The 20,267-nt window shown below is 65.8% G+C and carries 22 protein-coding genes; 11 read left to right on the top strand and 11 right to left on the bottom strand.

Features of this window, described 5'->3' with window-relative positions:
* Positions 1–264: 264 nt before the first annotated feature.
* Positions 265–903: a cyclodeaminase/cyclohydrolase family protein gene (locus ACFRAQ_RS36655; protein ID WP_379107716.1), complete on the top strand. Its 639-nt coding sequence runs from the start codon at positions 265–267 to the stop codon at positions 901–903.
* A 227-nt stretch (positions 904–1,130) separates the two neighbouring features.
* On the top strand, positions 1,131–1,877 hold the full coding sequence (locus ACFRAQ_RS36660) for a L,D-transpeptidase family protein (protein WP_379107717.1): 747 nt from the start codon (positions 1,131–1,133) through the stop codon (positions 1,875–1,877).
* Positions 1,878–1,983: 106 nt separating this feature from the next.
* Here ACFRAQ_RS36660 and ACFRAQ_RS36665 read toward each other — a convergent pair whose 3' ends face one another.
* A complete protein-coding gene (locus tag ACFRAQ_RS36665) occupies positions 1,984–2,832 on the bottom strand; it encodes a bifunctional 5,10-methylenetetrahydrofolate dehydrogenase/5,10-methenyltetrahydrofolate cyclohydrolase (protein ID WP_379107718.1) in 849 nt (282 codons plus the stop codon).
* A 309-nt stretch (positions 2,833–3,141) separates the two neighbouring features.
* Here ACFRAQ_RS36665 and ACFRAQ_RS36670 point away from each other — a divergent pair, with 309 nt between their 5' ends.
* Positions 3,142–4,002: a YdcF family protein gene (locus ACFRAQ_RS36670; RefSeq protein WP_379107720.1), complete on the top strand. Its 861-nt coding sequence runs from the start codon at positions 3,142–3,144 to the stop codon at positions 4,000–4,002.
* Positions 4,003–4,059: 57 nt separating this feature from the next.
* Positions 4,060–4,881: a putative protein N(5)-glutamine methyltransferase gene (locus ACFRAQ_RS36675; RefSeq protein ID WP_379107722.1), complete on the top strand. Its 822-nt coding sequence runs from the start codon at positions 4,060–4,062 to the stop codon at positions 4,879–4,881.
* On the opposite strand, the gene ACFRAQ_RS36680 is transcribed toward ACFRAQ_RS36675, so the two are convergent.
* The 3 genes from ACFRAQ_RS36680 to ACFRAQ_RS36690 all read right to left on the bottom strand — a co-directional run bounded on the left by ACFRAQ_RS36680 (position 4,874) and on the right by ACFRAQ_RS36690 (position 7,440).
* Positions 4,874–5,011: a hypothetical protein gene (locus ACFRAQ_RS36680; protein WP_379107724.1), complete on the bottom strand. Its 138-nt coding sequence runs from the start codon at positions 5,009–5,011 to the stop codon at positions 4,874–4,876. The two genes, ACFRAQ_RS36675 and ACFRAQ_RS36680, sit on opposite strands and share 8 nt — an antisense overlap.
* A 53-nt stretch (positions 5,012–5,064) precedes the next feature.
* Positions 5,065–6,489 carry a hypothetical protein gene (locus ACFRAQ_RS36685; protein WP_379107726.1) on the bottom strand — a complete coding sequence of 475 codons (1,425 nt, stop codon included), beginning with the start codon at positions 6,487–6,489 and terminating at the stop codon, positions 5,065–5,067.
* Positions 6,490–7,041: 552 nt separating this feature from the next.
* The gene (locus ACFRAQ_RS36690) at positions 7,042–7,440 is read right to left on the bottom strand and encodes a VOC family protein (protein ID WP_379107728.1); all 399 of its coding nucleotides are present in this window, start codon (positions 7,438–7,440) and stop codon (positions 7,042–7,044) included.
* A 103-nt stretch (positions 7,441–7,543) separates the two neighbouring features.
* On the opposite strand from ACFRAQ_RS36690, the gene ACFRAQ_RS36695 reads away from it, so the two are divergent.
* Positions 7,544–8,530 (top strand): helix-turn-helix transcriptional regulator, encoded by a 987-nt coding sequence (locus ACFRAQ_RS36695; RefSeq protein WP_379107729.1) that lies wholly within the window; start codon positions 7,544–7,546, stop codon positions 8,528–8,530.
* A gap of 190 nt (positions 8,531–8,720) precedes the next feature.
* On the top strand, positions 8,721–9,455 hold the full coding sequence (locus ACFRAQ_RS36700) for a hypothetical protein (RefSeq protein ID WP_379107731.1): 735 nt from the start codon (positions 8,721–8,723) through the stop codon (positions 9,453–9,455).
* Positions 9,456–9,541: 86 nt separating this feature from the next.
* On the opposite strand, the gene ACFRAQ_RS36705 is transcribed toward ACFRAQ_RS36700, so the two are convergent.
* The 3 genes from ACFRAQ_RS36705 to ACFRAQ_RS36715 all read right to left on the bottom strand — a co-directional run bounded on the left by ACFRAQ_RS36705 (position 9,542) and on the right by ACFRAQ_RS36715 (position 11,823).
* A complete protein-coding gene (locus tag ACFRAQ_RS36705) occupies positions 9,542–9,991 on the bottom strand; it encodes a hypothetical protein (RefSeq protein WP_379107733.1) in 450 nt (149 codons plus the stop codon).
* 1,014 nt (positions 9,992–11,005) lie between these two features.
* Positions 11,006–11,161: a hypothetical protein gene (locus tag ACFRAQ_RS36710; protein ID WP_379107734.1), complete on the bottom strand. Its 156-nt coding sequence runs from the start codon at positions 11,159–11,161 to the stop codon at positions 11,006–11,008.
* A 38-nt stretch (positions 11,162–11,199) separates the two neighbouring features.
* On the bottom strand, positions 11,200–11,823 hold the full coding sequence (locus ACFRAQ_RS36715; protein ID WP_379107735.1) for a hypothetical protein: 624 nt from the start codon (positions 11,821–11,823) through the stop codon (positions 11,200–11,202).
* 180 nt (positions 11,824–12,003) lie between these two features.
* Here ACFRAQ_RS36715 and ACFRAQ_RS36720 point away from each other — a divergent pair, with 180 nt between their 5' ends.
* A complete protein-coding gene (locus ACFRAQ_RS36720; RefSeq protein WP_379107736.1) occupies positions 12,004–12,681 on the top strand; it encodes a hypothetical protein in 678 nt (225 codons plus the stop codon).
* Positions 12,682–13,039: 358 nt separating this feature from the next.
* Here the strand turns inward: ACFRAQ_RS36720 and ACFRAQ_RS36725 are convergent, their stop codons facing one another.
* Positions 13,040–13,549: a hypothetical protein gene (locus ACFRAQ_RS36725; protein ID WP_379107737.1), complete on the bottom strand. Its 510-nt coding sequence runs from the start codon at positions 13,547–13,549 to the stop codon at positions 13,040–13,042.
* Positions 13,550–13,956: 407 nt separating this feature from the next.
* On the opposite strand from ACFRAQ_RS36725, the gene ACFRAQ_RS36730 reads away from it, so the two are divergent.
* Positions 13,957–14,517, top strand: a complete 561-nt coding sequence (locus ACFRAQ_RS36730; protein ID WP_379107739.1) for a TetR/AcrR family transcriptional regulator — start codon at positions 13,957–13,959, stop codon at positions 14,515–14,517.
* A 36-nt stretch (positions 14,518–14,553) separates the two neighbouring features.
* Positions 14,554–15,444, top strand: coding sequence for an alpha/beta fold hydrolase (locus ACFRAQ_RS36735; RefSeq protein WP_379107740.1), 891 nt, complete (start codon positions 14,554–14,556; stop codon positions 15,442–15,444).
* 168 nt (positions 15,445–15,612) lie between these two features.
* On the opposite strand, the gene ACFRAQ_RS36740 is transcribed toward ACFRAQ_RS36735, so the two are convergent.
* Positions 15,613–16,485: an alpha/beta fold hydrolase gene (locus ACFRAQ_RS36740; RefSeq protein WP_379107741.1), complete on the bottom strand. Its 873-nt coding sequence runs from the start codon at positions 16,483–16,485 to the stop codon at positions 15,613–15,615.
* A gap of 97 nt (positions 16,486–16,582) precedes the next feature.
* Between ACFRAQ_RS36740 and ACFRAQ_RS36745 the strand changes: the two genes are divergently transcribed.
* Positions 16,583–16,999, top strand: a complete 417-nt coding sequence (locus tag ACFRAQ_RS36745) for a winged helix-turn-helix transcriptional regulator (RefSeq protein WP_379107743.1) — start codon at positions 16,583–16,585, stop codon at positions 16,997–16,999.
* A gap of 54 nt (positions 17,000–17,053) precedes the next feature.
* On the opposite strand, the gene ACFRAQ_RS36750 is transcribed toward ACFRAQ_RS36745, so the two are convergent.
* Complete coding sequence (locus ACFRAQ_RS36750) at positions 17,054–17,617, bottom strand: S1 RNA-binding domain-containing protein (protein ID WP_379107744.1); 564 nt, start codon at positions 17,615–17,617, stop codon at positions 17,054–17,056.
* Positions 17,618–18,224: 607 nt separating this feature from the next.
* On the opposite strand from ACFRAQ_RS36750, the gene ACFRAQ_RS36755 reads away from it, so the two are divergent.
* Positions 18,225–19,394, top strand: a complete 1,170-nt coding sequence (locus ACFRAQ_RS36755) for a cytochrome P450 (protein WP_379107746.1) — start codon at positions 18,225–18,227, stop codon at positions 19,392–19,394.
* Between the two features lie 405 nt (positions 19,395–19,799).
* On the opposite strand, the gene ACFRAQ_RS36760 is transcribed toward ACFRAQ_RS36755, so the two are convergent.
* Positions 19,800–20,267 (bottom strand): transposase (locus ACFRAQ_RS36760; protein WP_379107748.1); only part of this gene is annotated, 468 nt, incomplete at its 5' end.

Genomic DNA, 20,267 nt, shown 5'->3' on the forward strand with positions numbered 1-20,267 from the left:
AATCGGGTGGCATTTAGTTCGGTTTTGGGGGGCCGAGTACGGCCCCTACCTGCAGAAACTCCACAGAATTAGCGTATCGACAGTCCGATACGCATGACCCGGACAATACCCAACTATTTGCATACCGACAGTGGGCGGGTCGCACTATTGGCAATCCGACAGCGGGCGGGTTGCCGAAAGCTGTCCGCCGACCGGTAGCGTGGGCGGCGAAATCACCCGAATTCCGGGTATTGCCAGCAGGACTGCCAAGGGAGGCCACCCCGCATGACTCAGGACACCACCACGTTCGGTGACTCGACACTGCGGGGGTACCTGGACCAGCTGGCCGCCAAGGTGCCCGCGCCCGGCGGCGGCGCGGTCGCGGCGCTGCACGCGGCGCAGGGCGCGGCTCTGGTGGCCATGGTGGCGCGCTACACCACCCGCGCCAAGGACGCCGACAATCGCCCGGTCATCGACCGGATCATCGCCGCGGCCGACACCGCCCGGGAGCGCTCGCTGGCGCTGGCCGACGCCGACGCCGCCGCCTTCACCGCGGTCGGCGCCGCCTACAAGCTGCCCAAGGAGTCCGAGGCCGAGCAGGCCGCCCGCGGTGAGGCGATCACCGCCGCGTTGCTGCAGGCCGCCCGGGTGCCCGCCGCCGTGGTCGCCGAGGCCGACGAGATCGTCTCCCTCGCAACCGAACTGCTGCCCATCGGCAACCCGAACGTGGTGACCGACATCGGCGCGGCGGCCGACTGCGCGCGCTCGGCGGCCGGCAGCTCGCAGCTCAACATCGCGATCAATGTGACGTCACTCGACGCGGGCGCGGGCGCGGAGTTCGCGCCGGTGTTGAAGCAGATCGAGGAGGTCATCGCGCGCGCCGATGCGCTGCATAACGACGTTGTGGCGGCCATCACACGCTGAGCGCGCAGATCCACTCGTCGCGGTGCCCCGTTCCGGATCCGGAGCGGGGCACCGTTTTGTATCGCTACCTGCATTGTCGCCGGTCAGCGCCACTACCCCGAGGGGCGAAAAAGACAAAATACCCACGCCGGTACAATTGTCACGAACCGGAAACATTTCCGGATGGTAGTCAAGATCAAGTCATACGCTGAGGAACCAGCCCCACACCCTCTCGAAGGGACGGAAGAATGCGGAAAGCGATTCGCTCTCTGTTCGTCGCAAGCCTTGTCGCCGCGGCGGCCGCGTTCGGTTCCGGAGCCGCCGGCGCGGCACTCCCGGCATCCAATCTCCCAGCGGTCCAGGCGATCTCGCCGGGCCCCGGCCAGGTGGTCGGCATCGCGGCTCCCGTGACCGTGCAGTTCGCGGAAGCCGTCACCGATCGCGCCAAGGCCGAACGCTCGGTCGACGTGAAGGCCGAGAACTCCCTCGCGGGACAGTTCTCCTGGCTCGACGACCGGCAACTGGTGTGGACCCCCACGCGCTATCTACCCGTGTCCTCGCCGATCACGGTCTCGGCGGGACGTGACCACGTCAAGTTCCAGACCAATGGCGGCACCACGGCCGACGCGGACATGTCGAACCACACCTTCACGGTCTGGGTGAACGGCGTCGCCCGCACGATGCCCGCGTCCATGGGCAAGCCGGGCCGTGAGACCCCGGTCGGGACCTTCCCGGTGATGTCGCGCGAGCGTTCGGTCACCTTCGACTCGCGGACCATCGGCATCCCGCTCAACGATCCCGAGGGCTATCTGATCACCGGTGAGTTCGCCGAACGGCTGACCTCCGGCGGCGTGTACGTCCACTCCGCTCCCTGGTCGGTGGACTCGCAGGGCAACTCGAACGTCAGCCACGGCTGCATCAACCTCGCACCCGCGGACGCCGAGTGGTACTACGACAACGTCTCCGTCGGCGACCCCGTCACCACCCACTGGTGAGGCAGCACCTCTAGATACGAGTTCAGGGAGCGCTCGGCGCGGAATCGGACGGATTCCCGCGCTGAGCGCTCCCTGATTTCTGTCTGGGATCAGCTTCTGCCTGGGATCAACGGCCGGATTCGGCGGCCTGGACCACGTGGCGCATGAGCAGCGCGGTGGTGACCGGGCCGACGCCGCCGGGGACCGGGCTCAGGGCCGCGGCCTTGCCGGTGACCGAGTCGGCGTTCACGTCGCCGGTGATATTGCCGTTGTCGTCCTCGTTGGTGCCGACGTCGATGACGACCGCACCCTCACGAACGTGGTCGGCGGTGATGAGGCCCGCGCGGCCGACCGCGGCGACCACGACATCCGCGGCCGAGGTGACCGCGGGCAGGTCGGTGGTGCGGGAGTGCGCGATGGTGACGGTCGCGTTCTCGGCCAGCAGCAGCTGCAACAGCGGCTTGCCGACCACGTTGGAGCGGCCGACGACCGCGACGTGACGGCCCTCCAGGGGCACCCGGTGGAACTTGGCCAGTTCCACGACCGCCTCGGAGGTAGCGGGCGGGAACCCCGGCAGTCCCGCGGCGAGCAGGCCCAGCGACAGCGGGCTCACGCCGTCGACGTCCTTGCCCGCGGCGATGGCGGAGCTGACGTCGTCGAGGCCGACGCCCTTGGGCAGCGGGGTCTGCAGCATGATCGCGTCGACCGAAGCGTCCCGGGAGAGCTCGGTGAGCTTGGCGCGAATCTCCTCGGCGGTGGCGTCGACACCGAGATCGATGTTCTCGCAGGTGATTCCATTGCGCTCGGCGGCGCGATTGAGCGACTTCACGTACCAGGCGCTGGCCGGGTCGTCGTTCGGGATCACGAGCGCCAGGCGCGGTGCGGCGCCCTGCTCGGCGAGGGCGGCGGCGCGCTGCTTGGTGTCGGCGTTGATGGCGGCGGCGAGTTCCTTGCCGATGAGCGAAGTCGTATCCACGGGTGCACAGCTTATCCGGCGCGGGGGCTGTCCCGTCCGCGTGAGTCCGTATCGCTCATACCCGTGTTCCTGATTGTTTGCCGCACGCCGTCTGGCTTGTTTTGCCCGTCGTGTCCGGATTACTCGCCACGCGCCGGGCGCGTTCCCGGCGCCACGCCGGACCAAACTTGCGAAACCAGTTGGGCAAATACCCGACAACAGCCGTGGACAGTCGTATCGTGTCTCCATCCGGCACTGGGCCATCAACCAGCTAATTGAATAGCTCCGCTCGCAGACGCATGCGTGACACCCTCCGAAAGGTCGACAGCAGTGCAGATCGCCAGGCGTTTTCCCACCCTGCTCGCGGCGGCGGCCGCGACCATCGCCATCCTCGGCACCGGCACCGCGCACGCGGATCCCGCGGCGCTGTTCAACTCCGCGCAGGACAACTTCACCAGCGGCAACGAGGCGGCCGGCCTGGCCGACCTGCGCCAATTGCTCAGTGAGTCACCGGATGACGCGCAGGCGCTGGCCTTGCAGGCGATCTGGTCGGACTACGCCGGGGACATCATCACCCGTGAGCTGGCGATGAACCGCCTCAACGGCGTCGACGGGCGCCTCGCCGACGGCACCCGGAACCTGTTCCGTGCCATCGGCGCCGCCGTCGGCACCCTGCCCAACCCGATCCCGGCCATCGCGGGCCCGCAGACCGGCATCGCGGTGCTCGGCTACGGCCTGCTCCCCGACGGGGCCATGCGCCCCGAACTGGTGAACCGCTTGCAGGCCGCGTGGCTGCAGGCCATCGCCTCCCCCTTCTCCCCCATTCTGCTGACCGGCGGCAACCCACAGAACGGCGTCACCGAGGCGGCGGCCATGGAGGGCTGGCTGATCGGCCACGGCATCCCCGCCAATCGCATCCTCACCGACCATCGCGCCGGCTCCACCGTCCAGAACGCCCTGTTCGGCGTGCAGATGCTGCGCGACGCGGGCGCGACCAGCGCCATCGTGGTCACCTCCCCCAACCACATCCGCCGCGCGGTGGCCGACTTCATCGTCGCGGGCATGCCGGTCGTCGGAGCCACCACCTCCCTCGAGCAGCTCGTCTCCCAGCTGCCCCCGCCCGCCCGCAGCGGCCAGCGCGGCATCTACCTCGACACCACCCGCACCCTGCGTATCCCGGCCGAACGCTGACCTTCGCGTCCGGACCCGCTCGCTCACCGCTCGGGTCCGGACGTGCACAATGACGCGGTGACAGCACCCGACACCGACACCCTGGTCGCACGCCTGCGCGCGGCCGGTTGCGTCTTCGCCGAGGACGAGGCCGCGCTCCTGCTCGAAGCGGCCACCGACGTCGACCACCTGGAAGTGCTTGTCACCCAACGCATCACCGGATTCCCCCTCGAACATCTACTCGGCTGGGCCGAATTCCGCGGCCTCCGCGTAACCGTCGCCCCGGGCGTCTTCGTCCCCCGCCAACGCACCGGCTTCCTGGTCGAACAGGCCGTCGCCCTCACCCGCGCCCTCGGCCGGTCCGTGGTGGCGCTCGATATGTGCTGCGGCTGCGGCGCTTTGGGTTTGGCATTCACGAAAGAGCTGGCGCAGCACGGGATCCGGGTCGAGCTGACGGCCACCGACATCGAGCCCGCCGCCATCGTCTGCGCACGCGAGAACCTCGCGCCGGTGGCCGCCCACGTCGTCGAAGGCGACCTGTTCGACGCGGTGCCCGCCAATCTTCGTGGCCGTGTGGATGTCCTACTGGCCAACACCCCCTATGTCCCCTCCGACCGCATCCGCGACATGCCCCCGGAGGCCCGCGATCACGAGCCCCGCCGCGCCCTCGACGGAGGCGCGGACGGCCTGGACGTACTACGCCGCATCGCCGCCGTCGCGGCCGACTGGCTCGCACCCGGCGGGCATCTGCTCGTCGAGGAAAGCGAGGAGCAGGCGCCGGTCGCCGCCGAGATCATGCGCGCCCACCACCTAGCGGCCCGCATCGTCGACTGCGAGGACATGGGCGCGACCGCGGTAATCGGCACGCGGCCAGCGAATTTCGCACCCGACGTCAGATGACCGAGCGGAACGCAACTCCCTGCTCACCATTGCCGTCCTCGGGTTCGGCGTTATCTACCTCGCCCGCCACACACGCACCCGCAATCACCTCGGCCAGAGTGGTCACCACGACCGTGGCAACGGAACACACTGCAGCGCACTATGATTGCGCGCCGCCTGGAGCGGGAGCGGCGTACCGCACCGTCACGCCCCCGCGATCACCGACACCGTTTCAGTCCTATCCCCCTCCGGCGATCCACCGGTCGTGCCGATGGCGCGGGACATCGGCGGGGGCTCGGGTTCGGCCAGGTCGCGCGATGGCCGGATTCGCCGCAGCCGGTACATCGCGGCCGCGCAGCCGACGGTGATCACCAGGGCCATCCAGCCGGGCATGGCGGAGACGGCCCCGTTCGGATCCCGATACCAGCGCGGCGAGTAGGCGACCAGGCCGAAACTGCTGCCGCGCAGCGCCACCACCAGGCCCGGCACGATCATCACCGACAGCGCCACCACGGTGCTACCCGCGGTCTTGGGTACAGCCACGCCGAAGCAGAACCCCACTATCAGCGCCGAGAGGGTCACCCCGAGCACTGGGATCACCGTGTACCGGTGCGCCGCGTCGGCGGTGAGGGCCGCGAAGACGGCCAGTCCGCCGGTCGCGGACAGCGCGATCCACGGAGAACGCCACCGCCGTCCGGCCGCCAGGCCCGCCACCATGGCGAGGATCGGGAGCGGCAGGCTCCAATCCGGCCGGGGCACCGCGATGATGGCGCTACCCGCATTGGCCGCGGCTACCGCCAGCAGGACGAGAGTGCCCTCGCGTTCCGGCAGCAGCAGGGCTGCGACCATGGCCGCGGCGATGATGACGGCGGCGGTCACCCCGATCTGCGCGAAATTGCCCGCGTGCCGCACCAGCCATCCCGTGGCCAGCGTGGTCGCGGTGACCAGCACCAGTACGGACAGGGTCGGGCCGATCGCCAGATCGGTGTTCGGCTCCTCGGTCGCGGGCTCGTCATGCTGCAGGGCGCCACCGACGGCCAGCAGCAGGGCGGTCATCACGAGCAACCACACCGGCAGTGTTCCGACCGAAACCCATTGAATGATGGGATTGCCGCCCGAGGACGGCAGCGAGGTCTGGTCGCCGACCTCGATCGCGCCCAGCGCCCCGATCAGGTACGCGCCGGTCGCGATCGGCTTGCCGAGGACCGCGACCGCGAGCGCGCCGAGCAGAATGCCGCTGACAATGCAGTCGATATAGCTCGCGGTGGCGAGGTTCTCGGCGGTGACCGCGGCCCGATTCCAGGCCTGGTCGGCCAGCAGCACGATCGCGCTCCCGCACGAGACGATCCACGCGGCGCGCTGCCCGAGCGCGACCACCACCGCCGCGGACACCATCGCGAACGCCGCGCCCGCCGCGGCGGCCTGCGGCAAGTCCACTACCAGCAGATCCGTTTTCCACACCGCACCTTCGGAGCTTCCCCCGAGGTTGAGCGGGGCCATCATCAGCAGACACGCCACCGCCGCCCCGACCAGAGCGGCCAAGGCCTCGACCCGGATTGCGAACCTGCGGACCACGAAGGGCGGGTCATCGCTGTGGGGTTGTTGTGCCAACGCGATCCTCGCGCCCATCTCGTCACTATCTCCTCGGTGATGCGCCCCCTTTCGAATGACAGCAATAGCAGCTATCTCTGAGCGAGGCTAACAGTTGCGCGCCGCGCAGCCCAACCAGCCGAAAATATGCACTGAACTGGCAAAACATCGCTTTCGCGCGACTTTTCGCGACAATCACATACCTGCCGAGTAGCGGGTTCGACCACTCCCGATCGACGCAGTGATCCCGGCCTCCTATTCCTGCAGCCATCGCTGGATCGTGCGGATGGGTTGCTATGGAACACTCCACAAAGGCGATTGCTTCTGTGAATGACTGCGCAGCAAGGACATTCGGGTAGAACCGCCCCGCTTATCCGGGAATCGATCCGCGGAGGCTTTCGCGCATCCTCACTGTGCCCGCGAGCATCACGAAGCCACCACATCACGATGCTCCAGACCGGGGTTGCCACTGGTGCACACTGCACCCGCCTGCCCGGCGCCCTATGTCGATACACCTCCTCGACCGTGGCCGCGGACCGAAGCGGGTGACGGTGCGGCACAGGAATGTCCGCACATGCCGATGAGCGGATATCAACCGGCGAACTTCGCGGCGGCTTGCGCGGTGACCGGGGTGAAGAGGTTGATCAGGTTGCCGTCGGGATCGCGAAACAGCAACGACCGGTTCCCCCACGGCATCGTCGTGGGCTCGTTGACGAAATCCTCGACCGTATCCCGCAACCGCCGGTAATCGGCATCGACGTCGGGGACCAGGAATTCGATGATCGCCGTGTGATTGTCGGCTGGGTGCGCGCTGCCCGCGGCGAACAACGCCACGGTGCGGGTGCTTCCGATCGCGAGGGTGCCGGCCGGTGTGACGATTTCGGCGAAATCCGGTGTAGCCCAGTTCGCTTCGACGCCGGTCACGTGGTGATAGAAACTGACCAGCCGCTGGATGTCGTCCGTGATCAGACGGATCGAGACGAGCTTCATTGTGTGCTCCTACTGTCGGATGAGGCGGAGGTTTCACCGCCGCACGCCACGGTAGAGTCGATACCGGACAGTTTCCGCCCGGTATGGATGCGAGAATTTCCCGATGACGCGCCCCACCGCCCGAGTGCTGGCCCTGCTCGAGCTGTTGCAGACCGGCGGTACTCATACCGTCGGCGAACTCGCCGGGCGGCTCGGCGTCGATGAACGCACCGTCAGGCGATACGTCACACATCTCACCGACCTGGATATCCCGGTCCGATCGGTGCGAGGCCGCTACGGCGGATACCGGCTCGCTCCCGGATACCGAATGCCACCGCTGATGCTGACCGACGACGAAGCGGTAGCCGTGTTACTCGGGCTCCTCACCAGCCGCGGCGCCGACCGGCCGACAGCGGCCACCCGCGCAGCCGACAGCGCGACGGCCAAACTCCGCCGCGTCCTACCCCCACGTCTGAGTGCCCGGCTGGACGCACTGATCAACACCGTCGAATTCACCGCCGAGGCGCGCCCGGAAGTGGCTGTCGAGACCGCCGTCCTGCTCCGGCTCGCCGAGGCCACCCGCGAGCACCGACCGGTCGCAATCGGGTACACCGACCGACACGGGCGGTCCAGCCAACGGACCGTGCACCCCTACGGGCTCGTCGACCACTCCGGCCGGTGGTATCTGACCGGGCTGGACAGCGACAGCGACGAACTACGCCAGTTCCGGCTGGACCGCATCACCGTGGTGAGCACACAGCCCGGAACGTTCGCTCCGCCCACCGAATTCGAGCCGGCCGCTCATCTGCTGTCCGCATTGGCCAACGCGCCCTATCGGCATGAGGTATCGGTCCGAGTCCAGGGCACACTCACCCAGGTCCGCCCGCTGCTCCCTGCGACGATCGCGACCGTGCATGAGATCGACTCGCAGCCCGCTGACACCGGCCCGTGGGTCCGGATCCGAATCCGCGCCGAACAACTCGACTGGATTCCCGCCCTGCTCGCCGGCCTGAACCGCCCGTTCATCATCGAGCACCCCGCCGCACTCAACGACGCCGTACGCGCCCTGGCCAGCCGACTCACCGCGGCCGCCGACGGCCGATACCCATAGGTAGCAGCCCGGACGCTCGGTAGTGCCGCATACCGCACCGGCCAGCGCCAAGCATCGGAAGATCAACGGGCAGAGCGCCGTACGACCGCCGGTAGTGCACGCTCATGCCGATTATCGAGTGGTGGACGCTGATCAGCTCTGGGATCATCGGGTCGACGTTCGACATAGTGCCGGTGGGAGGAAATCGCGGATGACCACACCGCGGCGGTTCTGGATCGAATTCGACCCGCACGAGTGCGGCGACGCCCGGTTCTGGCGGGGTGTCGGTGTGACCGGCTTCGACGTGCGGGATTGCTTGTCGATGGTCGCCGATCTGTTCCCCGATGGACTGTTGCCACCCGTGCACCGAATTACCGTCGACGTCTCGCTGGCCGAGCCACTACCGGTGAATCGCCATTACCTCGGCGTTTCAGTGTGGCGCGGCGTCTGGCATCCACCCGTGAACCTCGGAATCGGGCCGACCCACGACATCGACCGACGGGGAGCACCCCGCGACTACCCGACGCCAGTCGCCGCATCACACCGCCGACTGCGGGCCAACGCGAATCCGCCCACGAAATCCACATGGTGGGACGAAATCCCGCATATCGATGGCCTGCTGTGGCCGCTGATGGACATGCACCGCCGCGCCGAGAGCGGCCGTGGAATGCGGAATTCCGCCTCGGCGCTGCGCCACGCCTGCGCCACGGATCCGACCTACGGGGACCTGGTGCGCGAAGCCCTCGACTTCATGATCTGGTGGCGGCCGACACCGGACGAATGGTTCGATCCGACCGAAACCAGGTTCACCGACCAGTGCGAACTCGACGAGTACCTGCTCGCCTTCCGTGACTACCTGTTCGGAATCCGCCCGAACCCGATCGACCCTCCCGGCGGCGAACTGCTCGCACCCGACGAGCAACTACGACTTCTCGGGATCGAATAAGGCCCTCTCAGGCACAGGACATCCTGTGATCGCAGCTGGGCGCGACCCGATCAGGGCAGCACGCGCGGCGGCGCGGACGCTGTCGATCAGTCCTTCATTCGCCGGTAGGTGAGCAGGGATCTGAGCAGACCGCTGAACGCGTAGCTGGCAGCCCACACTGAAATCACAACGAGGACAACGAACATCGGTAGCCAGCTGCTCTGATGATGATCGACGCTCCACCAGACCACCGTGAACAGAATCGCGCAGATGAATAGCAGGATGTCGCGCAAGCCGCCGCGATAGGAGGCGGCCGCCCTGCGCAGTGGCCGGTATCGATTGACGGTCGCGACCAAGTCGTCGATGCGACCATCGATGCTCCGCTGCAGTGCGGCACGCCGCTCCACCTCCTCTGGAGGCATACGGTCCAGCAGTTCCATATCCTGCTTGATCGTTTTGCGGACATCCGGGCCCTTCAGATATCCCGCGGCCGCACCGAGAGCCAATCCACCAGCGATGGGCGCGATCCCCACGGCAAGGTCAACCAATGCGGGCATGCTTCCGTCTCCTCAGCCACCCAGCAACATCGCGGCAAGTGCATTGCCCAGATCATATGCCCGGTCCCACGAATGAAGACCTTGGCCCCTACCAGACTCGGGCCGATTACGGCTACCCTTAGCTATCGGCCTTTTCCGAACGCCAGGGAAAAGGACGTCGCTTCGGTCCAAGAACTACGGACCGGAGCCGCCAGGTCGACGGTCATGCCAGTGCCTGGCGCCGGGCCATCAAATACAACGTCTGGTTCGGCAATCTGTTGTGTGGCCATCGCCCGCGATGTAGGACGATGACAACTGGTCGGGGTCGAGAACGAACAAAGCGCGTCATGGGCCGCATCCGAGGGCGGCGAAGCCCGCCACTCGATCACCAGCGAGCAGCGCGAGGGCAATCACCTGAGGTTGCCCGGCTGCACTGGACGCGCATCAAACCAGTCAGTCGATATCGAGGAACAGACATGTCCAGCACAATGATCAAACTCGTGGCCGCAACCGCAATTGCCTTGCCACTGGGCGTTATCGCAGCCCCGGCGGCTTCCGCCAGCTCCATCTCGACGGCACCCGCGAGTTCGACATCGATCGCGGTGACTCCTGTCGATGGATCAATTGCCCTCTGCTTCCCCCTGGGCAGTGTGGTCTGGTGCATCTGAGATCACGGTCTACCATTTCTGTGGGAAGGGGCTGACAGGAAACTATGATGTCCCCGGCCCTTCCCTGGGGCTGGGGGCTTCGACCCTTCAGCGGCCATTGAACGAGTGCAGTAATGACCCGCCATCGTTGGCCTGACCCGATAACAGCACCACCATCCGCCGCAGCGTAACGGGTCAGCCGAAATTCGCGCGCCAGACCACGGACCCACCGGTCCGTCCATGCGAGCGCTCGGCCCGACCTGGGGGGCGAGCATGGCCGAAGCACGCTGACCCGCATACTCAGCGAACACACTGTTTTGCCACATACCGCGAACCGGCCAGCGCGGGCCACTGCCGGCGGGAACGTGGTGCGGTGCAGAACGCACGCTCATGCCGATGCGTGGCCGTAGAGCGGACGGCCGGGCGACAGGAGGCTGTCCACCGTATCGGCCAGACGCTGGTAGTCGGTGAGGCGCTCGTCAACGATGAAATCGTTCGGACGCTCGCGTGCCAGGCGCGCGTAGCGGTCCTGGAACTCAGCCATCGCGTCGTCGAAGTTTCCCTCGATCTCGGCATGGATTCTCAGAACAGCCCGACCACCGGCTCGACCGATTGCAGCAGACACCAGTCGAAGCGGGCGCGGTAGCGACGTCTGCGCCCGGACTTCGGGTCGACCGCCTCGAAGTCGATTCGGTTCCCGATCGAGCCAAGGTCGATGTCTTCATCGAACGGACCCAGGCCGGAGCCCAGAAACTCCTCCTTCGTGCACGACCAAGGGATCAGATCCTCAATCGAATCCAACCGCGGCACAGGCACTCCCGGCTTACGGAGCATTCGATGGAAGAGATGACGAGGCCCCATCGCCCTGAACTCGAACTGCATGCCAGGCCAGAACGGCAAATCCCACCGCGCCGAGCGAATCTCCCGCTCGCCGTAACGTTCGATGCCGTCCGAATCCGGTGCGCCCCAAGCAGTTACATACTCAGCGATCGTCGTGAAGTTGTTCGTGGCGTCACCAAACCACCACCGCGCCTGCGCGACCGCAGTGTCGGCGCTGGTCGCACCGATTCGATCAAGCAGTCCGGCGGCCTGCGTCGGGGCGCTCTCGCACATCGGGTGAAGCATCGACAATTGGAAGTCATGCAGTGTCGTCACAGGCTCGCCGGCCATCTTGCCCTCCCCGTCGGCGCGATCGGAATCGAACATACCCGCTCACGGAAACAGGCTGTTCGAACCGATCGGGCTGGGGGAACGCACGCTATTGCCCTATGTCACGCTGCTCGGACCGGCCAGGCCGCGGCCGGCCGAACGCATCACCATGCCGATGACCGATCGATGATCGGGCGCCGAGACGCTGTGATCTTAGGATGGCTCCCTGGGCCTGGGATGACGGGCGCCATCGAGATCGATGAGGAGCCGGTTGTGTCGGACACGTTCGTTGTTGCCGCTCGAATTCCTATGGGGAGGGCCGAATTCGAGCAGTGGTTGGAGACACCGGCGCCGGGGCCGGAGGCCATGGAGAATCACGGTGCGATGTATGACGGGTGGTTCTGGGAAGGGAAGAAGCCGGATTGGCGGCAGGCCGACCAGGGGGTCACACCTCGGGAGTATTTCGCCGACTGTTTCGACGAGGACACCGGTGGACTGACTTATGTACTGAGGTATCGGGAGGCAGCGCTCGAGGCGTATCTGATGCACTTCGGGTTCTGTGAGTCGAACATCTATACCACGCTGCTGATGCTCGCCGCGGCAGGGCGGTTGAGCTCGGCGGTGACGCCGAGCGTGGTGTTGTTCTGGGCCGAGACCAGTGGGGCGATGTTCGCGGCCGATTCCGACGCCTGGCTGGCGACTCTGTCGGTGGGCGTCGACGGGGCGCGCTTCGCCGCCGATATCGATCTCACGGAGACGGTCGCGCAGCTACGTACGGCGGAGACGAGCTACTTCGATCTGCTCGCCCAGTTGGCCGAGGTGGAGGAATCGGTTGGCACCGAGGGCGAGTCGAGGTTCGCGGTGATCGCCCGCGATCCACGGTATGTGGATGCGGCGGTCCTCGTCGAGCGCTGAACGGGGCGCGGTGTCCTTGCATGGCACGAGGCCGGATCGAGCAACTACACGCCCCGGCAACGCACCGACATCCCGAATGGCGCGCCGATAGAGGATGCTCATGTGGTGAGCGGTAGGTGTTGAGGTTGGAGAACGGTCGATACCCGGCCGCTGACGACCCGCTGCCGTACCTCTGGCAAGGCCCCTCCAGACGTCCGCTTCCGCCGTATGCCGCACTGACAGCACCGGCCGGCGCGGGGCGCCCGGCGGCCGGAACCTGTTGCGGTGCAGAACGTCCGCTTCTGCCGAATTGAGTGTGTCGGTGGCTACCGGCCACGCAGTCGAGTGGTTGCTCGAGCGGATCCGGATGAGCTGTGGGTCAGAGACGGGCAGGTCTCAGCGGCTCAATGACCTGGGCCTCGGAGCGCTCGCGCAGCTCGAGAAGCGCCTCGTCAAGGCTCGAGCCGAGCAGGTGGAGGGTGTTCATGCCGCGCGATTCCCACACCGGAAACTCCTCGTCGGCATTGCGGCTTGCGACGTCCCAGAGGAGAAGGTCGCCGTTCTCGCTCCAGCCGAAGACTTCGAGTCGGTTGGCGAGGTCCCAGCTACCGTCGGGCTCGATCATCCAGTCGAATTCCTCCTCTTCGCCGTCGCGGAAGACCGTGTGGAAGTGCTCGGTGAGGTTCGCTGCACGGGCCCGCCCGTCTGCGAAACCGGGTTGGACGGGCGGGTAGATGAGCCACAGGCCGAACGTGCGGGCCCAGCCGCAGGAGCGAACAAACTCGCGGTAGCTCTGGGGGTACCCACTGCCGTCCGGGAAACGGAACGAATCGAGTGCCTCGAAGTCAACATGCTCGAATGAGGGGGATGCAGGCGCGGGGACACTCATGACTCGATTATGGTCGGGTTGCTGGAGCCACCTTCACCTGTCAGGTCGACTCACCGGACACAGTCCGGACCAACCTCCCTGGACATCACAACTAGTCATCGCTGTCCAGTGTGAGCACCGTTGGCTCCCCGAACGCACTCATCTGCCGCGACCCGGGCGGTTGGGAGCAGCCACAGCGCCTGCAAGTGGACCCACCATCAGGCCGATGTACGGATGTCGAAATGCCGGGCAGCTGTTCAGCGCCATTCGACTGTCGGGATGACCGGACCGATCGGTGGACAACCAGCCGAATTCCACATACGGTACAGAACGTGTCGTTTCGTAATAGTCACACCACGGATCCGGTACCTGAAGTGCGTACAGGAAGGCCCCGTGATGCGGCGCGTGAGGTTGAGATCCTCGCGTGTGTGCTGGAGCTGGTGGGTGAGGTCGGTTATGACGCGTTGACGTTCGAGGCGGTCGCGCGTCGTGCTCGGGCGTCGAAGGCGACGCTGTACCGGCGCTGGGAGACCAAGCGGGACATGGTGGTTGCCGCGGTCAAAGCCGGTCCCGCAGCCGGCACCTCCGCGGACCCGGTCGATACCGGTTCCTTGCGCGGAGACCTGATTGCCTTGTGCGAACGGCTCGCCACCACGATGAATGCTGCCGACCCGACGATGAGCTTGATGCTGCTGCATGCGGGTCTGGAGGATCCCGACCTGTGTCGCCACATCGAAGAAGCGAGCGGGCCCACCGGCGCCAAGTTGCCAGCCTCGGTGATATCGGCTGCCATCACCCGGGGCGAGCTACCAGCCGGTGCTCAACCATTCCCTTTCGAGGAAATCACTGGGGCAGTGCTGCTTCTACGCAGGCTGAACGGGCTTCCCGCCGGAGCCGAGTATCTGGCACATCTGGTCGACACGATTCTTGTCCCGGCTCTGCGAGCAAGCGCGAGTGCAGAACCTCCGCTACCCGCCATTTTCTCCTGACGACACGTCCAACCGATCGACGAAAGGTGCGCGCCCATGTCGGGCACGACAATCAACGACTTCGAATACCGCCATGTCCTGGGGGCGGACAGCGTCCATCTGAATGTCGCCGTCGGCGGTGACGGCCACCCCATCGTCCTGTTGCACGGCTTTCCGCAGACTCACCTCATGTGGCGGCATGTTGCCCGTGAACTGGCGGACCGCCACCGGGTGATCGTGCCTGATCTGCGTGGCTACGGTGCGAGCGACAAACCCGAAGAGGCGACGCCGGACACCTATTCGAAGCGGACCATGGCGCTCGACATCGTCAATGTCGTGCGCGAACTCGGCTACAAACAGTTCAGCCTCATCGGCCATGACCGCGGAGCGCTGGTCGGGGTCCGAGCAGCGCTCGACCACCCGGACATGATCACCCACTTGGGGATTCTGGATGTGCTGCCGACCATGGATACCTGGGACGTGCTGCACGGTGTCGATGCCGCCGTCGCTTGGCACCTATATCTGATGGCACAACCAAAGGGCTTGCCCGAGCGAATGATCGAAGCCGTCGCCGAAGACTTCTTCAGCTCGTTCCTCGACGCCTGGGACCCCAACGGAACCACCTTCCCACCCGAGGTCCGCCGACACTACATCGACAGCTCCACGCGCGCTGTGCCATCCATCGTCGCCGACTACCGGGCCACCGCCGGAATCGACTTGGAGATGGACCGAGCCGACCGAAAAGCGGGCGCCCAGTTGACCATGCCTGTTGCAGTGATCTCCCAGGACTGGGGGGCACGTCTCGGATTCGACGCAGCCGCTCTCTGGCGGCAATGGGCTCCGACCGCCACCTACCAGCCGATCGACGCCGGCCACTTCATGGCCGAGGAAAAGCCAACGGACGTAACCGCCTTCATCCTGGACCTGGTACAACGCACACCCGCATGAACCGACAAGCTCGGAGGAAGTTTTCAACTCGACGTCCTGTAATGCCGCGACCGGCGCGGTTCGAAGCGGCCGGCACGGTCGTGCGGAAGATCAACCGGCCGAGCCGATCTGAGGTCGGCGAAACGTCCGCATCTGCCGATTGGCGTGCCCGCTGATGCCGCCCCGTGGTCAGGCGGGTTGCTCGGCGGCAAGGAAAGGCATCATGACGTCGAGCAGTTCGTATGGTCTGTCCAGCGGGATGATGTGACCGCAATGCGGAATGACCTGTCCTACCAGGTGATCGGTGATGGGTCGCAGCTGCCGCTCGAGGGCGTCGCCGACGGGGTGGGCGCCGATCGCCAGGGTGGGTGTGGTGAGCCGATTGGAGGCTACGGCGTGAGCGATCTGGTGGGCGCTGGTCGGTAGTGCCCGGTAGTAGAAGAAGGCGCAACGTAAGGCGTCGACTCCGGTGTAGGCATCGATGAATGCGTCGTGGATATCTGCCCGCACGCCTCGGCCTCGAGTGCCGGTGGTGAGAAACCATTCGATATAACGTGCCTCGTGGCCGAGCAGGACCGTTTCGGCGAGACCGGGGACGGCGTGGAAGCCGAACCACCACGGCGGACCCGCGGCGAGGAAGTCCTCGGCGCCGGGGAGGGCGCCCAGCAGGGCTTCCATGACCACCAGCCGTCGCACGCGGTCGGGGTGGCGCAGGGCGAGCAGGACCGCGACCGGGGTACCGGCATCGATCGCGACCACGGCCGCGGTGGGTTCACCGAGGGCGTCGAGGATCCCGGCGATGTCGGCGGCCAGCGTGGCGGCGTCGTAGCCGTCCGGCGCACGGCTGGTGCCGCCGAACCCGCGCAGGTCCGGGGCGATGACTCGGTAACGCGTCGACAGCGGGCCGCTGATCTCGCTCCACAGTCGCCAGGTGTGCGGAAAACCATGCAGCAGAACGACTGCGGGGCCAGAGCCGGCAATGGCGACATTGGCGCGGATGCCGTTGGTCTCGATCTGACGCAGCTCGACAGGGGCGGTTTGAAGCGGTGGCGTGTGGGGCACGGGACCTCCATGCGGTTACCTTTGGTTACCAGGAAACGGTAGGTAACCTTAGTTAGGCTGCCAAGAAGGCACTTCGGCTACAGGTGGTGAGGTCCAGGTGACTGCTCGATCAGTGCACGCGCAGACGCCGGTTCGCGGTGATCTTTTCGATTCCCAATGCCCGACACGGCAATTGCTGGACCGCATCGGCACCAAATGGACGTCGATGGCGGTCAAGGTCCTCGCCGAGGCCGCCCCAGGTGAGGTGCGCTTCGCCGAGCTGCGGCGGCGAATGCCCGGTGTATCCCAGAAAATGCTGTCTGTGACCCTGCACAACCTGGTCCGCGACGGTCTGGTCACCCGTCGAGTGGAACCGACGGTGCCACCGCGTGTGCACTACCGGCTCACCGAACTGGGCTTGTCCCTGGAGATCCCATTAGCGGCGTTGCGCACCTGGGCCGAGGAGCATATGGCCGAGATCGACTACGCCAACACCGTCAACGACACGCAAGCCGACCCAACGGCCACCGAATAGCTTGCCAGCCAGGGCGAAACCAGCGGTGTCGCCCCTTCACCGCCTTGCTCGGAGTCAGGGCTGACCTGCGGCCTGTCGGGAGAGGGACAGCCGGCGGTTTTCCTGGTCGATTTGGGTGACGACGACCGTGACTTCGTCCCCGATCTGGACGATATCGCCTGGAGCCGCCGCCGGCGTCGATGTGAGGTCTCGAAGGTGAATCAGCCCTTCGATCCCTTCTGAGACTTGGACGAAAACGCCGAACGGCACCAGCTTGGTGACGTGTCCGTGTATTTCTTGGCCCACGACGGTGCACGCGGCGAAGGCGCGGAAGGGATCGGGCTGTGTTGCGCGCAGGGAAAGCCTGGCTTCTGCGTTCCATTCGTCGAATTGGAGGAACTCACCTGAAACGCGCTGCCCAACATGAACAATATCGGAAGCCGCTTCGAAGCGTCGCCAGGACAGCTCTGGGATCGAGATGAACCCGACGCCCGGGTAGAGAGGATGCTCGGGACCATCGTCCAAGGCAACGAAGACGCCGAAGCGCTCTATCGCCGTGACAGTGCCGGAAAGAATCTCGCCGCCCCGCAATGATTCCAGGAACGCCCAGAGTTCCGGGCTCTCGGCTCGCCAGTCCATGCCGTCCAGCCTGACATGACGCGCTCCGACCTCTCAACTGATGATCCGGCCGTGCCGCCCCATGGGCCGACCGAACGCACTGACATGCCGAGTTGAGGGCGTTCGATCCGGCCGCCGACAGCATCAGGGTGTCTCGTGAGCGTTCGTTCGCGAGACGCAAGGTGTGGGCTGTCCGGAACCCTAGTGCGATGTGGAAACCTTGGAACCGCGCTTCGATCCGCACTGCGGAGAGAGCCGGTTTCGAAAGGCGAAGGGCTCCTCAGATCGTGGCAGAAGAGCGGCAATCGACGCCGCGACATGTTCATGTAGGCGCGCGTGGCAACGGGACCTCGCCGAGGCGGATCGGGTTTGCGCCGGTTAGACCACGGTTAGACCTCAATGACCGGTTGCCGGCGTCGCGGGTGATCGTGAACCGATTTCACTGCTGGCACAGTGTTCGATAGGCCCCGGCGGTGCCGGGGTACTCGCCTCGTGGTCGACCTCCACGGCCTCGCTTGTAAAATTAGTCGATACTATGCTTGATCTGCGTTTGTACGCATAGCCAGTGGATAAATCCGCTCGAAAACATCTGATGAATCGCTCACCCTCTCTATGAGAGGACCGTCCGATGGGTTTTGCAGAGATGCGCCGGTTCCGGCGTGATCCGTTGGGTTTCCTCGAGAATCTGCGCCGGACCAGCCCGGTAGAGGTGTTCGGGCTGCCGTGGGGCGGGTGGTGTGTCGGCGATACGAGTCTGGCGCTGACGGTGTTGAGTGACCGCGCTTTCAATACGGGGAAGTCCGGGTTCTTCGGTTCTATGCTGCCTTCGCGGTCTGCTCAGGTCGATTTCGGCCGCGCGGTGCGGGCGATTCTGCGGACGCGTACGCCCGAGTATCGCGAGTCCCTGGCGGCGGCGGTGATCGAAATGCCCTCCGTCACCCGCTGGCCCGCAGCGGGGGTCGAGCTGATGTATCGGTGCACCGCGGACGTGTTGCTGCACCCCGATGGTTCTCCCGAGTTGCGGCAGTTACTGGAGCGAAATGCACGCGTGGGCGCGCTTCGCCCGGCCCGAATGGCGCAGCGGGCGCGGGCGCAGCTGCTGCGCGCCAAGCTGTCCACCGCGCTGAACGAGCAGATCCGGGACCGGCGCAGCGCCACCGGCCGCACTGCGGAAGCCGAACCACGGGATCTGCTCGATGCCGTGATCGGTGCCTGTCCCGACAGCGTCGCCGATACAACGGTGGCGCAGCTGTATGTGCTGATGTTCCGGTCCATTGTGGGACCGCTGGGCTACTCGCTCGCGTGGTCGGTGCTGCTGGGCAGTCTCCACTCTCCCGGCTCACCATGGCCTTGGCCCGTCGACTGGGTGGTACGTGAGGCCCTGCGGCACCGGCCAGTCTCCTGGATGGTCAGCCGTCCCGTTCCCTATCCCGGCGAGTTCGGGGGGATCGCCTTCCAGACCGGCGACCTGCTGTCCATCAGCCCCTATCTGCTCCATCACGACAACAAACACTGGACCAGACCAGAGGCATTCCAACCCGACCGCTGGATTCGACCGAGCGAACACGGCCCATTTGTGCCCTTCAGTTCCGGCCCCTTCACCTGCGCCGGCGCCGCGGTCGCCCACGATCTGGTCACCGATGCAGCCACCACCCTCATCGAGAACACCTCTCTGCGCGTCATCGGCGGCGGCGATACCCGCCCGATCGTGACCAATGCCGCAACCCCCAGGCCGTTCACCCTGCGGCGTACCCCACAAGCCCTATCCGCGCCCGACCGAGCCCCAGGAAGGAGGTGACATCATGATCAAGGCATTGCGGTTCATCATCACCAACAAGCCGACCCGTTCCTGGAACCCCGCTGAATACGGATGATTCTGCTACCGGCTGGATGGCTCGACCAACGCCAACCAGCTCTCGGTCATCGGTGGCGCCCCCGATGACATCGCGTTTCCACCGGGGCTTTGGACTGAACGAAACGTCCCGAGATCCCCAACCTGTATCTGTATGGCGGGGATTCGGGGCACCGTTCGGCTGGGGTGATCGCACCCGCGTGCGGACGTGTCGCAGCAGCGGGTCCGGTCCGGCGAACGCGGTCTTGAACACATCACCGCGAAAGTGTCTCGCGTCAAGGAGTTGGCAGGATCTCGATGGCCATGAGGTTTACGCCCCCTCTGGACGCACCATAATGGCTCCCCTCTATGTCAAGACGTCCGAATGGGTGCGGGGTTAACCTGTGTGGTGGGTCCGGGATGTGGCTTGTCCGAAGTACCGGTGTGTGGGTTTGAGCCGGTCACGCTGGAGTCAGTAGTCGTTCCCGTTTGCCCTCCCGGGCCTGTCAATTCTCGACTTCGCTGGTCAGCGAGCATCCGGGTGTAGACGACATTGGACAACCGGCGCTTGAGCGCGCGGATCGCTTCCATCGAGGTCTTCCCGCCCGCTTTGCGGGCGTCGTAGTAGATGCGCCCGGCGGTTCGGTTGCGTAACTGGACGATGGCCATGATGTGGAGAACCCGGTTGATCTTCCGATTTCCGGCCCTCGAGAGGCGATGCCGCTGCTGATCACCGGACGAGGCGTCCAGGGGTGCGGTGCCGTTCCAGGACGCGAACCGATCCCGGTTCCCGAACCGGTGAATGTCACCAGTATCAGCCAAAAGTCTTGCCGCGCTGGA

The organism is Nocardia sp. NPDC056611 (genome assembly GCF_042792755.1).
Taxonomy (GTDB): Bacteria; Actinomycetota; Actinomycetes; order Mycobacteriales; family Mycobacteriaceae; genus Nocardia.

Coding starts and splice junctions, on each gene's coding strand:
- ACFRAQ_RS36655 (WP_379107716.1), top strand. CDS start 265: ATGACTCAGGACACCACCACGTTCGGTGACTCGACACTGCGGGGGTAC.
- ACFRAQ_RS36660 (WP_379107717.1), top strand. CDS start 1,131: ATGCGGAAAGCGATTCGCTCTCTGTTCGTCGCAAGCCTTGTCGCCGCG.
- ACFRAQ_RS36685 (WP_379107726.1), bottom strand. CDS start 6,489: ATGGGCGCGAGGATCGCGTTGGCACAACAACCCCACAGCGATGACCCG.
- ACFRAQ_RS36690 (WP_379107728.1), bottom strand. CDS start 7,440: ATGAAGCTCGTCTCGATCCGTCTGATCACGGACGACATCCAGCGGCTG.
- ACFRAQ_RS36695 (WP_379107729.1), top strand. CDS start 7,544: ATGACGCGCCCCACCGCCCGAGTGCTGGCCCTGCTCGAGCTGTTGCAG.
- ACFRAQ_RS36700 (WP_379107731.1), top strand. CDS start 8,721: ATGACCACACCGCGGCGGTTCTGGATCGAATTCGACCCGCACGAGTGC.
- ACFRAQ_RS36705 (WP_379107733.1), bottom strand. CDS start 9,991: ATGCCCGCATTGGTTGACCTTGCCGTGGGGATCGCGCCCATCGCTGGT.
- ACFRAQ_RS36710 (WP_379107734.1), bottom strand. CDS start 11,161: ATGGCTGAGTTCCAGGACCGCTACGCGCGCCTGGCACGCGAGCGTCCG.
- ACFRAQ_RS36715 (WP_379107735.1), bottom strand. CDS start 11,823: ATGTTCGATTCCGATCGCGCCGACGGGGAGGGCAAGATGGCCGGCGAG.
- ACFRAQ_RS36720 (WP_379107736.1), top strand. CDS start 12,004: ATGACGGGCGCCATCGAGATCGATGAGGAGCCGGTTGTGTCGGACACG.
- ACFRAQ_RS36725 (WP_379107737.1), bottom strand. CDS start 13,549: ATGAGTGTCCCCGCGCCTGCATCCCCCTCATTCGAGCATGTTGACTTC.
- ACFRAQ_RS36735 (WP_379107740.1), top strand. CDS start 14,554: ATGTCGGGCACGACAATCAACGACTTCGAATACCGCCATGTCCTGGGG.
- ACFRAQ_RS36750 (WP_379107744.1), bottom strand. CDS start 17,617: ATGGACTGGCGAGCCGAGAGCCCGGAACTCTGGGCGTTCCTGGAATCA.
- ACFRAQ_RS36755 (WP_379107746.1), top strand. CDS start 18,225: ATGGGTTTTGCAGAGATGCGCCGGTTCCGGCGTGATCCGTTGGGTTTC.